This is a genomic window from Nocardia sp. NRRL S-836 (assembly GCF_001279525.1).
In the GTDB taxonomy this organism is placed as follows: Bacteria; Actinomycetota; Actinomycetes; order Mycobacteriales; family Pseudonocardiaceae; genus Lentzea.
Map to the genome: position 1 here is coordinate 131,449 of NZ_LGDY01000002.1, position 14,654 is coordinate 146,102.

At 70.0% G+C, this 14,654-nt stretch carries 14 protein-coding genes and 1 pseudogene; 10 read left to right on the top strand and 5 right to left on the bottom strand.

The genetic code is table 11. The features are described from left to right. The first annotated feature begins 113 nt into the window (after positions 1–113). The 6 genes and pseudogenes from ADL03_RS02675 (at position 114) to ADL03_RS50660 (ending at position 6,812) form a co-directional block, all read left to right on the top strand. Positions 114–1,922 (top strand): dynamin family protein, encoded by a 1,809-nt coding sequence (locus ADL03_RS02675; RefSeq protein WP_082372826.1) that lies wholly within the window; start codon positions 114–116, stop codon positions 1,920–1,922. After that, entirely contained in the window at positions 1,919–3,313 is a 1,395-nt protein-coding gene (locus tag ADL03_RS02680; RefSeq protein WP_053731741.1) for a GTPase domain-containing protein, read from the top strand. Before ADL03_RS02675 ends, ADL03_RS02680 begins: the two co-directional genes overlap by 4 nt. Before the next feature lie 15 nt (positions 3,314–3,328). Next, positions 3,329–4,609 (top strand): PhzF family phenazine biosynthesis isomerase, encoded by a 1,281-nt coding sequence (locus ADL03_RS44990; protein WP_197288021.1) that lies wholly within the window; start codon positions 3,329–3,331, stop codon positions 4,607–4,609. A 255-nt stretch (positions 4,610–4,864) separates the two neighbouring features. Next, the gene (locus ADL03_RS02690; protein WP_053731742.1) at positions 4,865–5,815 is read left to right on the top strand and encodes a LysR family transcriptional regulator; all 951 of its coding nucleotides are present in this window, start codon (positions 4,865–4,867) and stop codon (positions 5,813–5,815) included. Between the two features lie 60 nt (positions 5,816–5,875). Continuing rightward, positions 5,876–6,652 (top strand): annotated as a pseudogene (locus ADL03_RS02695) (helix-turn-helix domain-containing protein); the annotation flags it as partial. A gap of 46 nt (positions 6,653–6,698) precedes the next feature. Then, positions 6,699–6,812, top strand: a complete 114-nt coding sequence (locus ADL03_RS50660) for a DUF397 domain-containing protein (protein ID WP_082372844.1) — start codon at positions 6,699–6,701, stop codon at positions 6,810–6,812. A gap of 11 nt (positions 6,813–6,823) precedes the next feature. On the opposite strand, the gene ADL03_RS02700 is transcribed toward ADL03_RS50660, so the two are convergent. Further along, positions 6,824–7,594 carry an NmrA family NAD(P)-binding protein gene (locus ADL03_RS02700; RefSeq protein WP_053731744.1) on the bottom strand — a complete coding sequence of 257 codons (771 nt, stop codon included), beginning with the start codon at positions 7,592–7,594 and terminating at the stop codon, positions 6,824–6,826. Positions 7,595–7,639: 45 nt separating this feature from the next. Here ADL03_RS02700 and ADL03_RS02705 point away from each other — a divergent pair, with 45 nt between their 5' ends. From ADL03_RS02705 to ADL03_RS02715, 3 genes are all read left to right on the top strand, one after another. Further along, positions 7,640–8,014, top strand: coding sequence for a helix-turn-helix domain-containing protein (locus tag ADL03_RS02705; protein ID WP_255353325.1), 375 nt, complete (start codon positions 7,640–7,642; stop codon positions 8,012–8,014). A gap of 266 nt (positions 8,015–8,280) precedes the next feature. Continuing rightward, positions 8,281–9,225 carry a gamma-glutamylcyclotransferase gene (locus tag ADL03_RS02710; protein ID WP_197288022.1) on the top strand — a complete coding sequence of 315 codons (945 nt, stop codon included), beginning with the start codon at positions 8,281–8,283 and terminating at the stop codon, positions 9,223–9,225. A gap of 65 nt (positions 9,226–9,290) precedes the next feature. Continuing rightward, positions 9,291–9,887 (top strand): DUF4232 domain-containing protein, encoded by a 597-nt coding sequence (locus ADL03_RS02715; RefSeq protein WP_053731746.1) that lies wholly within the window; start codon positions 9,291–9,293, stop codon positions 9,885–9,887. A gap of 54 nt (positions 9,888–9,941) precedes the next feature. Here the strand turns inward: ADL03_RS02715 and ADL03_RS02720 are convergent, their stop codons facing one another. From ADL03_RS02720 to ADL03_RS02735, 4 genes are all read right to left on the bottom strand, one after another. After that, entirely contained in the window at positions 9,942–10,304 is a 363-nt protein-coding gene (locus ADL03_RS02720; RefSeq protein ID WP_053731747.1) for a hypothetical protein, read from the bottom strand. A 25-nt stretch (positions 10,305–10,329) separates the two neighbouring features. Further along, the gene (locus ADL03_RS02725; RefSeq protein WP_231641413.1) at positions 10,330–10,968 is read right to left on the bottom strand and encodes a M15 family metallopeptidase; all 639 of its coding nucleotides are present in this window, start codon (positions 10,966–10,968) and stop codon (positions 10,330–10,332) included. 5 nt (positions 10,969–10,973) lie between these two features. Then, positions 10,974–13,145 (bottom strand): glycoside hydrolase domain-containing protein, encoded by a 2,172-nt coding sequence (locus tag ADL03_RS02730; RefSeq protein WP_053731748.1) that lies wholly within the window; start codon positions 13,143–13,145, stop codon positions 10,974–10,976. Between the two features lie 164 nt (positions 13,146–13,309). Continuing rightward, the gene (locus tag ADL03_RS02735) at positions 13,310–13,759 is read right to left on the bottom strand and encodes a hypothetical protein (RefSeq protein ID WP_053731749.1); all 450 of its coding nucleotides are present in this window, start codon (positions 13,757–13,759) and stop codon (positions 13,310–13,312) included. A 403-nt stretch (positions 13,760–14,162) separates the two neighbouring features. Here ADL03_RS02735 and ADL03_RS02740 point away from each other — a divergent pair, with 403 nt between their 5' ends. Beyond that, entirely contained in the window at positions 14,163–14,594 is a 432-nt protein-coding gene (locus tag ADL03_RS02740; protein WP_053731750.1) for a hypothetical protein, read from the top strand. Positions 14,595–14,654 lie beyond the last annotated feature (60 nt).

Sequence of the window (14,654 nt, forward strand, 5' to 3'; positions counted from 1 at the left end):
CCGGTGAGCAACGTCACCCGCTGCGCCGACCGGCCGCATCTCGCCGGTTCGCACCCGGTTGTGCGCTCCAGGCTTTCACCCAGGGGGGTGAACACGGCACTATGCGTCACGTGATGGCACCGCCTTGGCTCGACGTGCTGGACGAGACGATCGGCGCCTGCGTCACGCACCGGCGGCCCGACCTGGAGGCCCGGCTGCGCGAGAAGCGGGCCCAGCAGCTGGACCCCAAGCTGCGCGTCCTGGTGGTCGGCGAGTCGAAGCAGGGCAAGAGCCAGCTCGTCAACGCGCTGATCAACGCCCCCGTCTGCGCGGTGGGCGACGACATCACGACCACCGTGCCGACCTACGTGCAGCACGCCGAGACGCCGTCGGCCGCGCTGGTCCGCAACGCCTCCGCCGGCGGCTCGATCTTCCACGCGCCGACCGAGCGCATCGCCGTGCCGATCGACCAGGTCACCAAGCAGGTCTCGACGCCGCAGGCGCGTGAGGTCGTGCGGGCCGAGGTCGGCATCCCGCGCGCGCTGCTCGACAACGGCCTGGTCCTCATCGACACCCCCGGAGTGGGTGACACCCGTTCGGCGCACACCGCCAGCACGTTCGCGACGCTGATGCAGGCCGACGCGGTGCTGATGGTGTCGGACGCGACGGGCGAGCTCACGAGCGCCGAAATGATGCTGCTCAAGAAGGTCATGCAGGCCTGCCCGAACGTCACGGTGGTCGTCACCAAGATCGACCTGGTGCCCGGCTGGCGTGCCGTCGTGGAACGCAACCGGGCGCTGCTGCAACGCGCGGGCGTGCCGGCCAAGCTCATCCCGGTGTCGGCGGCGCTGCGGCTGCGCGCCGCGAAGACCGGTGACCAGGCGCTGAACACCGAGTCCGGCTTCCCCGACCTGCTGGCGTGCGTGCAGCGCGACATCGTCGCCTCCGCCGACCTGCTGGCCCGCCGCGCCGTCGCCGTGGTCGCCTCCAGCGCGTTGACACAGCTGGTCACGCCGTTGCGCGAGGAGCTGACGGCGCACGACTCGTCGCGCACGGCCGACACCGTCGCGACGTTGCAGGAGGCCCAGCGCCGGGTCGACGAGCTGCGCCGCCGCTCGGCGCGCTGGCAGAACGTGCTCAACGACGAGATGGCCGACCTGATCTCCGACGTCGAGTACGACCTGCGCGACCGCACCCGCCGGATCCTGCGCGAGGTCGACAAGACCTACGACGAGGCCGATCCCGCGATCGGCTGGGACAAGTTCGAGCAGTGGCTGGAGGACAACCTCAACGAGGCCGCCACCACGAACTTCGCCTGGCTGATGGAACGCGCCGAGTGGGTGGCCGCGAAGGTCGCGAAGAACTTCCCCGTCTACCGCGACGACCTGATCCCCGGCTCGGTGCTGCCCGACGACCTGCTGGAGCCGGTGAGCCGGCTGGAGAAGCCGAAGATCGAGCCGTTCTCGGTGTCGCAGAAGCTCTTCACCGGTCTGCGCGGCTCCTACGGCGGCCTGCTGATGTTCGGCCTGGTCACCTCGCTCGCCGGTATGCCGCTGATCAACGTGATCTCGCTGGGCGCCGGCGCCTTGTTCGGCGGCAAGTCGATCCTGGACGAGAGCGACGCCCGGCTCAAACGCCGCCAGGCCGCCGCGAAGGCCGCCGCCCAGCGCCACGTCGACGACTTCTTCGTCAAGTTCTCCAAGGACGTCCGCGACTCGGCGCGGCACATCCAGCGCGCACTGCGCAACCACTTCAGCACCCTGGCCGAGGAGTTCCAGGAGACGCTGCTGGAGTCGGCCCGCAGCGCCAAGCGCGCCCTGCAGGACGACCAGACCGAACGCGAGCGGCGGCTGCGCGAGGGCCGCAAGGAGCTCGACAAGCTGGTCACGCTCTACAAGCGGGTGCAGGCGCTGGGCGGCCCGGTGATGGAGCTGTCCGCGTGACCCTGGACCGAGTCGTCTGGTCGATGCTGCAGGAAGCCTCGGCCGTCTACCGCGACAGCCCGCGGGCCACCGGCTGGCTGCGCGCCCAGGTCGAGCGCTACACCGAGCCGGTGCGCGTCGCGGTGGCCGGCCGGTCGGGCATCGGCAAGTCCACCGTCGTCAACGCGCTGATCGGCGACGAGTTCGCTCCGCTGGACTCGTCCGTCTGGTACCGCGGCGGAACGCAGGCGCGAGCGCACGTGTTCTCCGGGCCGAGCCGTCCGCACGAGGTCGCGGTGACCAGGCGCAACCACCGCCAGCACGTCGAGATCGACCAGGTCGACCGGGCCGACCGGGTGGTCGTGGAGTGGCCGGCGCGGACGTTGCGGGACGTCGTCCTGATCGACACGCCGTCGTCGGCGAGCCCCGAGCAGGTCCTGGGCGACGCCGACGCGCTGGTGTACCTGATGCGGCACGTGCAGGACGACGACCTGCGGTTCCTCCAGGCCGCCCACGACCACCCGATCGCCCGCGGTGCCGCCGTGCACACGGTCGCGGTGCTCGCCCGCGCCGACGAGATCGGTGCCGGGCGGATCGACGCGCTGTCGTCGGCCAAGCAGATCGCCCGCCGCTACCGCAAGGACGTCGCGGTGCGGCCGTTGTGCCAGAACGTGGTCTCGGTCGCGGGCCTGCTCGCCGTGGCCGGCCGGACGATGCGGGAGGACGAGTTCGCGGCGCTGCGGGCGTTGTCCGCGCTGGGCCGCGAGGAGCTGGAGGACCACCTGCTGTCGGCGGACCGGTTCGCCGGCGAGCAGTTCCCGCTGCCGATGGACCCGGTGGTGCGCCAGGCGTTGCTGGGCCGGTTCGGCATCTTCGGCGTCCGGCTGATCACCGCGCTGATCCGGCAGGGCTTCGACACCCAGGTCAAGCTCACCGGCCAGCTCGTGCAGCGCAGCGGGCTGGGCGAGCTGCGCGACTCGATCGCCGTGCACTTCACCGAGCGCAGGGAGGTCCTCAAGGCCCGCTCCGCGCTGCTGGCGCTGGACGTGCTGTTCCGGATGGAGCCGCGGCAGACCGCCCGCGGGCTGATGGCCGACCTCGAACGCGTCGTGGCCTCCGCGCACGACTTCCGCGAGCTGCGGCTGGTCGCCGCGTTGCAGTCCGGGCGCACGAAGCTGCCAGCGGAGCTGCAGGCCGAGGCCATGCGACTGGTCGGCGCGGAGGGCACGAACCCGTTGGCACGCCTGGGTTTCGACTACGAAGCCGACCCGCGCGAGCAGCGCGAGGCGGTGTTCGACGCGCTGGCGCGGTGGCAGGCGCAGGCCGCCGACGTGCACGCGCCGAACGAGCAGCGCCGGGCCGCGCAGGTCGTCGTCCGCAGCTGTGAAGGGCTTCTGCCGCAGCTGCCGTGAGGCACGATGGTCGGCATGGAACTCGTGCGGTGGCGGGACGAGCACTTCGAGCACATGCTGCGGTGGGGTGCCGACCCGCGGATGACCGAGTACGTGGGCAACGGCAAGCCGTGGTCGCCGGAGTACGTGGCGCAGCGGCACGAGCAGGCGTTGCGGCACTGGGAGGAGCACGGCTTCGGCCTGCACGCGGTCGTCGAGGACGGCGAGGTCATCGGGCTGGCGCAGATGCTCGACGCGCCCGGTGAGATCGAGATCGGCTACTGGGTCGCGCCCGAGCACTGGGGCCGGGGCGTCGCCACCGAGGTCGCCGCACGGCTGCGCGACAAGGCGCTGGCGTTCAAGGACCGGGTGATCGCGGGCCACCAGGCGGAGAACGCGGCGTCCGGCCGAGTGCTGGAGAAGATCGGGCTCACCTACTTCACCAGCCGGTACCTGTTCGGAAGACTTCAGCACGGCTACGCGTTGGACCGGGGTATGAGCGACACGGGGGTACTGCGGTACAGCGCGTTCACGACCGACCCGGCGGGTGGCAACCCGGCCGGTGTCGTGCTCGACGCGACGGAGCTGACCGACGACGAGATGCTCGCGGTGGCCGCGAAGGTCGGCTACTCCGAGACGGCGTTCCTGTTCCCCGGCAAGGAGGACCGCGAGTTCCACGTCCGGTACTTCAGCCCGGAGGCGGAGGTGCCGTTCTGCGGGCACGCGACCATCGCCACGTCGGTCGCGCTGGCCGAACGGCTCGGCGACGGGCCGCTGACGTTCCACACGCTCGCCGGTGAGATCACCGTCGAGACCTCCGGTGGCACGGCGACCCTCACGAGCGTGCCCACCAGCACCGAGGAGGCCGACCCGGAGCTCGTCGCACGGGCGCTGGCGGCGTTGCGGTACCGGGAGATCGGTGACGGTCCGGTGCACGTCGGCTTCGGTGGCGCGCGGCACCTGCTGATCCCGGTGCGCAGCCGCGAGCAGCTCGCCCGGCTCGACTACGACTTCGACGCGTTGCGCGACCTGATGCTCGAACACGACCTCACGACCGTGCACCTGTTCTGGCGCGAGTCGCCGGAGCTGGTGCACGCGCGTGACCCGTTCCCGGTCGGTGGCGTGGTGGAGGACGCGGCCACGGGCGCTGCCGCCGCCGCGTTCGGCGGCTACCTGCGCGACCTCGAAGGGCCGCAGCGGTTCGTCATCAGCCAGGGCGAGGACATGGGCCGGCCGTCCCGGCTGGAGGTCGACGCGACGCGCGCGGACCGCCGCGTCACCGTGACCGGCGCGGCCGTCGTGATCCAGCCGTCGTGACCTGCCCGTCGTGACCTGGCCGTCGTGATGTGGGGAGGGGTGAGCCGGCGCGCTCCCCCGCGCCGGCACGCACGCATTGGTCCGACGCTGCTGCCGTGCCGCGCAGGGTGCCCGGCAGCAGCGTCGAACCGAAGGGGTGCGCACCCTCCCGCGCCGGACCCGGTACTGCCGCAAGTGCCGGGCCGGAAGATCGCTCACCCACTATGACCCGTTAGAAGGGTGGCGGCGCATACAGAAGCGGGATACAAGGTCTTTATGCCCGACTTGGAGCTCCGTCACCTCCGTGCGGTCCGCACCATCGCGGAGGAAGGCAGCGTCACCAGGGCCGCCACGCGGCTAGGACTGACCCAGCCCGCCCTGTCCGCGCAGCTGCGGACGGTCGAGAGACTGGTCGGGGGACAGCTGTTCGACCGCACGCGCAGCGGCTGCGTCCCCACCGACCTGGGGCGCCGGGTGCTGGGCACGGCCAGGCTGGTGCTCGACGAGATGGCCCAGCTGATGAGCACCACCAGGGAGACGGACCGCTGCGGGCCGCTCTTCTTCGGCAGCGTCTCGTTCCTGTACTTCGCGAAGCTCGTGGAGAACCTGCGGCAGCTCAACGCCGACGTGCGCGCGGAGGCCCGCGGCTCGTCGGCGGAGGTCGTGGACATGCTGGAGGCCGGGCAGCTCCACGTGGCGCTGTTCGAGTTCTTCGACGGCATGCCCTCCCGCGACCTCGCGGGCATCGAGCTGCGCAGGCTCGTCACCGAACCGTCGTTCGTCGCGGTGTCCGAGCAGGACCCGCTGGCGGAGCAGGACGAGATCGAGCTCTCCCAGCTCGCCGACCGCGACTGGGTCACCCCGCCCGCGCAGCAGCAGGGCAACCGGATGCAGATGTTCCAAGCCTGCGCGGACGCCGGGTTCGTGCCGCGGCTGACCCACCACACCGGCGAGGCGGGCATGGCCCGCGGCCTGGTGGCGAACGGCGCCGTCTCGTTCGCGGCGGCCCCGTCGCGCACCGGCGACGGCATCGTGATCCGGCGGCTGCGCGGAATGCCGCTGATGACCGACATCTTCGTGGCCACGCGGCGCGACTCACCGGTGGCCGGGCGGGCGCACGAGGTGTTCGCGTGCGCCGCCGACGCCTACCGCTCGGTGCTGGACCGCAACCCGGACTACCGCAAGTGGTGGGACGCGCACCCCGAGGCCCATCCCGAGTTCACGTGAGCCGTTTTCACCCGAACGAGCCAGTACCGTGGAACAGGTCCTAGATTTAGCGTCCCCGGTATGGCGCCGACCACACCATCCACCGCGTACAGCCGGGACCTGGGCGACGAACTGAGGAGGCTGCGCGAGTCCACCACCAGCCTCACCGGCAACGCCCTCGCCGTCCGGCTGGGCTGGGACCCCAGCAAGGTGTCCAACATCGAGAACGGCAAGGTGCGGCCCAGCGAGGTCGACCTCGCCCAGATCGTGACGACCTGCGGCATGGACACCGAGTACTTCGACGGCTTCAAGCGCCGCTACCAACGCGCCTTCGACGAGTACGTCGTGCTGGCGCCCGGCAGCCTGGGCACGCTCGCGATGGCGGAGGCCACCGCCACGACGATCACGACCTACGACGTGCTGACCGTGTCAGGCCTGGTGCAGACCGATGCCTACGCCGACGGCGTGTACCGGCATGCCGCACAGGTCGGCGAGCAGCGGATTCCGGAGCTGGTGCGGATCCGCGGCGACCGCCAGGCGGTGCTGCGCAAGGTCCACGCCCCGAAGTGCCTGTTCTACGTGCACGAGATCGCGTTGCGGCAGCAGTTCGGCGACGACCAGGTGATGGAGGAGCAGTACCTCCAGCTCCTGTTCAACGCGCACATGATCCGGATCGTGCCCGCCGACAGGCCGGCCATCTCGGCCGGCCTGATGCTCCTGGAGTTCGCGAAGGCCATGCCGGTGGCCCACAGCGACGGCGAGCTCGCGCGGGTGTTCGTGCAGGAGTCGAAGGCCATCGCGCGCACGAGGCAGATGTTCGACCACCTGGCCCAGATCGCCTTGGACGAAGAACAGTCGCGGCGGAAGCTGATGGAGTACATCAGCCCGCGGCGAGACCACCCCGATCTCCCGCACCGGTCACGGCGCGCTCGTCCGCGACACCAAGAACCCGGCCGGTGAGGTGCTGACCTTCAGCACCTCGGCCTGGCACGCGCTCCTGAACCGCCCGCAGCGCTGATCACGCCCGGCTCACTTGCCCAGCAGGGACTCGATCGGGGTGGAGGGACGGCCGATCAGCTTCTCCAGGTCCGGGCGGACCTGCGCGAACACGCCGTTGCGGATGGCCACGAAGAAGTCAACGACGAACGGCGGCAGGCCGGCCGCGATGAGGTCGTCGTCGCTGACGTCGCGGAAGCGGTCGCCGGCGAGCTCGGGGAACGACCAGGTGGTCGAGCCGGTGAGCTCGTAGGTCTGGTTCACGTGGCCGTCGGTGGCCAGCGCGACGGCGGCGGCGAGTGCGAAGTCGTCGCGGGCGGCGCTGGCGACGCGGCCGTCCTTCGTGGAGACCGCGACGGTCTCGCCGGTCAGGGCGCCGAGGTAGTTCTCGTGGTACATGCCGTTGCGCAGGAACGTGAACGGCAGGCCGCTGTCCCGGATGATCTGCTCGGTGGCCTTGTGGACGACGGCGGCGCCGACGGTGGAGGTGTCCGCGTCGGTGATGCTCGTGTAGAAGACGTGGCCCACGCTGTGCTCCACGGCCTTGGCGACGGCGTTGGCGTGCTGCTGGATGCGCACGTCCGAGTCGTGCGCGTCGGCGGACACGATCAGCAGCTTGTCGACGCCGCGGAAGTCGAGCGTCTCCGGGGCGTCGAAGTCGCCGTGGCGGACCTCGACACCCGGCACGTCGAACTTCGCCGGGTTCCTGACCGACACGATGACCTGCTCGTCCGTGCGGCCGAGGAGGTGGCGGACGACGCCGCCGCCGAGCTGACCGGTTGCTCCGGTGATGAGGATCGTCATGGCGGCAAAGCTACGGTTAGCGCTAACCTATGGAAAGTACCCACTTTGAAGTGGGGTACTTACCCGGAGGTGAGCATGCAGGTCACGATCTGTCCCGAGCGGGCGGTCATGGAGCACGTCACGAGCAAGTGGGGTGTTCTCGTGCTCCAGGCGCTGGTCGACGGGGCGTCGTGGCGGTTCAGCGACCTGCGCCGCGAGCTGGCGGTCGTGAGCGAGAAGATGCTGACGCAGACGCTGCGGACGCTGGAGCGCGACGGGTTCGTGCACCGCGAGGTCCACCCGGTCATCCCGCCGCACGTCGAGTACTCGCTGACGCCGCTCGGCAAGGGTGCCGCGTCCCACCTCGTGGCGCTCGCGTCGTGGATCGGGGCGAACCAGCCGGAGGTCACCGAAGCCCAGGAACGCTATGACCGCTCCTGAGTCGCACCGGAGTGTCGCTCGCAAACATCGGGTCGATCACCCGTTTGCACCGTGAAAGTCCTCACATATTCCAGGAAACAACGGAAATACCTCGGATTGGTCACGAACTGGGGGCGCCAAGCAGGCCAGGTTGTTGGCACAATGGACCAATGGCCCAACCGTTCACCGATGAAAGCCATCCGGCGGAGCCCTATCCGGGCACTCGTCCAGACCACTGTTTCGTCCACGTCGACGAAACGGGCTGGCCAGTGCGACCGGACCTGACGATGGACTCGGGCTGGCGGGTCGAGCCGGACAACATCGATCTAGACCAATGGCTCATCAGCCGAGGTGAACTGCCGCTCGCGGCCCGGTTGCCAGTGCTCGGCTACGGTTCCAACGCGAACCCCAGCAAGGTCACCTGGCTCCGCGAGGAGCTCGGTCTCGAAGGCTCCGCGGTCGTACTGCGCGCGCGTTGCGAGGGCATCTCCGCGGTGTGGGCGGACGGCACGCGTGCGCGCGACGGGCAGCGTCCGGCCACCCTCGCGGCCGCTCCCGGCGTCGTGGAGGAGCACTCGGTCTGGTTCGCCACCCCCGAGCAGCTCCGGGTCCTGGACCGCTGCGAGGGTCGTGGGCTGCGTTATCGCCTCGTACGCCTGCACACGGGCCGTGTGGTGCTCTACAACGGCGGTGTCGTCGACAGCGTGCTGGCGTACACGGCCGGTTCGAAGAAGCGCATGCCGATCCTGGTGAACGGTCGCATGGTCGCTTGCTCGGACATCTCGCAGCGGCACGCCCTGCGGCTCGGTGGCCGTCCGGCGCCGACGGACGGCCTGGACGTGACCGAGGTGCACGGCGACCCGTCGGCGAACGACTGGCCGGAGCTGTTGTTCGTCTACGGCACGCTGCAACCGGGCGCAAGCGCTTGGCACCTGATGGAACCGCACGTCGTGGACGCCGAGGAGACCCACCTGCCCGGCACGTTGCTCGACACCGGCCAGGGCTACCCCGCGCTGCGTCCCGGCGCCGGACTGGGCGTGCCCGGTTTCGTGCTGCGGCTGCGCTCGCCGGAGGACGCGCTGCCGCTGCTCGACGAGTACGAGGGCGGTGACTACCGGCGGGTGCGGGTCGTGCTGCCCGACGGCCGGATCGCCTGGACGTACCTGTGGACCGCGCCGGTGGACGGTTTGTCCGAACTGCCCGACGGCTGGGACGTCCACCAGATCCGGTGAATTACCGCCGGGTTGTGTGGGTCAGTTCGTGAATGGGCACACCCTCACTGGTAGGAGGTGCACCCATGACTCGACGGTTGGTCCCATGCGGCCTGGTCCTTGCAGTGCTCGCTGCCGTGACGGCCTGCGGAGACAGAACCGCGGAGGTCGGATCGGCCACGCTCCCGACTTCGGCGCCGTCCACCAGTGCGTCGTCCTCCGCGGAGCCGTCCACCACGGCCGGCAACGCGGGAGGTGAGGTCGTCGGCAAGCGTTGCGCCGCCGCCTCGCTCAAGGGCGCGGTGGAACCCACCGACGCGGGCGCGGGCAACCGGTACGGCAAGCTCGTCTTCACCAACGCCGGCTCGGCACCGTGCACGCTGAGCGGTTACAGCGGTTTCCAGCTGCAGAACGGTTCCGGCGCGGTCCCGACCAAGCTGGAGCGCAAGGCCGATCCCGGCCCGAAGCCGGTGACCCTCGCGCCGGGCGCCAAGGCGGTCGCGAACCTGCACTGGGGTGTCGTGCCCGCGGGCGGCGAGCCGGTGACCGGCCCGTGCCAGCCGGAGCCGTCGAAGGCCGCGGCCATCCCGCCGGACGAGACCCAGCCGGTGAACGTGCAGTGGACGCTGGGCCCCGTGTGTTCCGGCGGCCGGATCGAGATCAGCGCCTTCTACCCCGCATAGGCGCGAGTACCCCGATGCGCTCGCCGTGCCTGAGCACGGCGAGCGCATCGCGTTCTACAACCAGCTGACGGCGGCCCACCCGCGCGGCGCGGCCAGCGCGACGACGGTGGGCAGCACGGCGACGACCACCGCGACCCACCAGAACACCGGGCCACGCAGCTTCGTCAGGCGTGAGAGCCAGAAGTTCACGGTCCAGAAGATCGCCGCGAACCCCAGCCCCAGGAACGCGCTGAGCGCGACCGCGAAATCGACGCCGTCGTTGCCGAACTTGAGGTCCGGTTCGGCCCAGCCGAGCCACACGCCGACCGTGTTCACCACCGCGTTGACGAACAACCCGAGCGGGAGCACGCCCACATATCCCAGCAGGGCGTTGACGACGACCGTGCCGGCCCAGCCGATGGCTCCGCGTTGCTTCACAACCGTGCTGATGACTTCCCCCTGGCTAGTACCTGAACCCGGCCAACGACTCCACGAGCGTGGCGAGCCGCTTGTCCCCCGGCTTCACCGCGATCTGGAAGTGTGCCTGGTCCGGCACCCGGAAGTCACCACCCCAGGCGACCAGGCCGCGGCACTCGTTGAGGATCGACCGGATCGCCGTCAGCTGGGCCGGGAACAGCTCCCGCGTGCCGACCGGGTGGGCACCCGGCCGGATGTCGACCGCCGTGCCCGAGGCGTGGTTGCTCTGGTAGGCGGGCTGCCTGCGGTCGTGCGGCAGGAAACCCACGACGTCGCCGGGCCGCAACGTGCCGACGCTGTAGTGGTAGCGCCGGATCACGTGGTGCAGCAACGCCTGCGCGAGCCCGATGCGCAACGGCACCGAGAACCCCGTGCCCTGCACCTCGCGCAGCCACACGCCGCCGCCGATGTCGAAGCCCTTCTCCACCTCCCAGCCGTTCGCGCTCAGCTCACCGCTGCGCACCGCGGAGAGCTTGGCCGCCAACGGGTCGTGCTGCTCCGGTGCCGCGAACGCGACAGCCGGGAGCAACGACGCCGCGGCGGCCACCGCGGCCGCACCCGCACCGGCACGCAGCACCGTGCGGCGACCGACCTGCACACCTTCGAGCTCCATGTTCTCCCCCATGCCGATCACGCGTTCCGCAGTGGCGCGTGGTACTTCTCGAAGGCCCGGTAGAGGCCGATCACGGCCTGGCCGTACGACTCGGCACCGTTGTACTTCGTCAGGATCCGCTGGACCTCGGCCTCGGTCGTGTTCAGGTGCGGCAGCGCGATGCCGAGGTTCGACGCCTCGTACATGCACACCATCAGGATGATGGTGATGTTGAACTCGTTGTCGTCCTTCAGCTGCCGCCACACGGTCATGCGGTCGTCCCGTGAGTCCGGGTTGAGCTTCGCGCCGTTGAGGAGGTTGCGGTCGATGGCGAAGTTGCGGGCATACGTGCCGGTGCTGCCGAAGATCTGGCCGATGCCGGTGCTGCAGTCGTCCTTGAGCCCGGCCTGCACGGCGTCCTCCGCGACCGGGTCGAGGAGGTTGGTCTTGGCCAGCTCCCACATCATGATCGCCTGCACCAGCGCCTTGCGGGCGCGGTAGGTCTGCGCCAGCCGGGTGCAGAAGCGGTCGAACACCAGGACCCGGTCCAGCGCCTGCGTCGTCGTGAAGATCCGCCCCGCGTCCTCGCCGGAGCCGCCGGACTCCGGGACGCCGATCGACTGGAGGTACGACTGGACGTCGCCCAGCAACGCGCCGCGCTGCGCCATGTCGAAGTCGACGTCCTGCCTGCCCTGCGGGATGTTCGGCGGGTCGAAGGAGCTCTGCCCCACGTCGCGGCCGGACGCGATGTTGTTGTCGATCTCGATGAAGCCGTCGCCGGAACCGACCGGGATCGTGGAGATCTGGTCGAACGCCCAGTCCGGCGGCAGCGGGTAGCCGAGGTTGCCGGAGAACCCGGTCGACATGTCGCACACGAAGCTCGCGCTGGTCAGACCGGCGGCACGCACCCGGCTGCAGACGTTGCGCGGGCCGTAGATGCCGATCTGGAAACCGACGCCGAACTGGTCCATCACCGACTTGATGCCCTCGAAGTGCGGGATGATGTTGTCGGTGACCTGGTAGTCGTAGGCGTCGTAGTCGACAGCGAAGTAGATCCGCGTGCCGCGCTTGAACCCGTAGAACTTGGCGCGGTCGATCGCCGCGAACGCGTCACCACGGCCCTGCGCCCGGTTGAAGTACGCGGCCTCGCCACCGTAGGTCTGGTAGATCGGGAAGACCCGCAGCCCGTTGCCGGTGATGACGCTCAGCTCGCCGTCCTGGATCTTCTTGTTCAGCGTGGTGTTCGGCACGTTGGACAGGTAGCGCCCCACGTACAGGTACCCCTGCTGCCGCAACGCCTGCGCCCGCGCCGTGGTGATCTGGGTGACGCAGTCGAGCGCCGTGCCCCTGCGGCTGTCGTCCCCGGTGGAGACCAGCAGCGAGGCCCACGTCTGGAAGTCGCCCTTGCCGGTCTCCGGCAGCACGCAGAAGCGCTGGAACGTCAGCACCTGCGCGGCCAGCTCCGCCGTGAAGACGCTGTCGAACACCACGCCGTCGCGCTGGTTCAGGATCATCGCGGCGCTGAACAGCGACACCCACCGGCCGGAGGACCCGGCCGCCAGCAGGTTGTTCCTGATGCCCTGCTTGGTTCCCGGGCCGAAGACGCCGTTCGCCACGTCGTCGCTCATGCCGATCTCGAACTGGATCGCGAGCAGCAACGCCTTCTGCACGTCCCGCGAGAAGTAGCCGTCGCACGGGATGATGAAGAAGTTGCGCCGGTTGACGTAGGTGCCGTTGAGCCAGCGCTGCACCGCGCGCACGTTCTCGCGGCCGCCGTCGATCCGCACGTACGGGTCCATGGTCAGCAGGCCCTTGAAGACCTTCGGCGTCACGCCGTCGCCGGGGTAGGCGCCGTCGACGCCCATGTCCCGCTTGAGGTTCGTGACCGAGGCCGACATCTCGCTGTTGAAGACGCCGTTCGGCTCGCCGGCCGAGTAGCCCTTGCAGTACAGGCCGTGCGCGATGATCTTGTTGATCGCGCCGTGCGTGTTGCTGCCGTTGATGTTCGGGAAGTTCTGCTGCAACGCGCCGAGCGTGCCGGGACCGAACGTGTCCGAATAGGACCCGAGCCGCAGCTCGTGCTGCAGGACCCTGGTGAGCCCGTACATCACGTCCCAGCTCGTCCGGCCGTTCTCCTCGACCTTCGGGATGCCGTCGACGTTGTAGGAGTTGATGAATCGCTGTGCGTCGACGACGCGCTGGTCCACCACGTCAGGTCCGATCCGTGAGGAGGAGCCGGCTTCGGACGGGCGCGCACGATGTGTTCACTCTTCGTTCCCCCAGGATGTTTCGGGCGTGCGGAAGCAGCCGGTGGGCGCGGCGGCACGGGGGCCGCCGGCGGTCGGCTCTGGTTCTCAGGCGGTCCGGTGACCGCTCAGTGCCACCCGGTGAGCAGCAGCTCGCCGTTGACGAGCGCGCCCGCGCGGAAGCTGTAGGTCGGGTGGGTGTCCTTGGCCGCACTGGTGATGGTGGCCAGGCCCGCCCGGCTGTTGAACGGGCCGCACTGCATCCAGCTGTAGCCGCCGTTGATCGACCAGTCCATCCACACCAGGTAGCTGTCGCCGCCGAAGCGGGTGCCGGGCGCCGAGCCGAGGAGCGCCCAGCCCCTGTTCTGACCGTTGACCTGCCCGAACATCAGGTGCAGGTTGGTGACGGAGTTGCTGCGCTGGTCGACGGTCACGCCGACGAGGTTGTCCGGGATGTCGGCGAAGCCGTTGGCCCCGCCCGCGCACTGCTCCTTGGTCGCGAACGCGGCGGACGGTGCCGCGACCGTCACGGCCGCCGCCACCAGCACGGCCGCGAGACCCGCGGTGAGACGTCGCAAAGCATGCATTCCATTGCCCCCAGGCTGAGTTGCGAAGGTCCAGGTCGGCGTCGGCCGGCACGGGCCGGACGGCGCGCAGGGCGGTTCGGGCACGGTGAGGTGCGAGCGTCGACGCCCCGGGAGAAGACGTGCGGCCGGAAACCAGGGGTGGCCCGGCGTGACGTCAGGAGGGAGTGGTGGTCCGACGACGAGCGGAACGGCGGTCGTGGCCGCACAGGACACGCTTCAAGGCGCTCATCGGATCTTCCCCCCAGAAGACGTCCGACAGAAGTTCTCACTCCATCGGACTATGAAGTTGCTCTTTCACGTTAGCCATCCGCTCACCCCGGCCACAATCATCCATCCGGCGCAAAGCGGGCCGGTACCGCGACCGCAGTGGCACTGAGGGAGAATCTGCTCCGAGATGAGCGAAGACGACCTCGTGCTGCTGATCACCGTGGTGGTCGAGGCAGCGGACGAGCACCAGGCGCTGGCCGCGTGCGCGGCGCTCACCGGCCGCGCCGGGGCGCGGGTGCTGGACGCCCGCGACTGCTCGGACGAGGAGCCGGGGTGCTGGGCGGTCGTCCTCACCGAGGCCAGCACCGAGAAGACCACGCACAACGTGTCCGCGGCACTCGCACGGGCGGTGCGGACCTACGTGCGCGGGCTGGGCGAGGGGTTCCCGACGCCGCGGGTGGCGTGCGAGCCGCCGACGGCGTGGACGGTGCTCGACGAGCCCGAGATGATCAGCGCGCTCGTACCGGGGGCCGAGCGGGTTCTGGTGGAGGCGTGGACCGGGGATGACCCTTTCGGGGCAGGCACTGCGCGTGACAAGTCGGCTGGAACACCGCCGTGATTCACCCGGCCGGTCGGCACGCGGGTGCAACTGGCTGTAGGGGCCGGTGTGAGTGTCGCT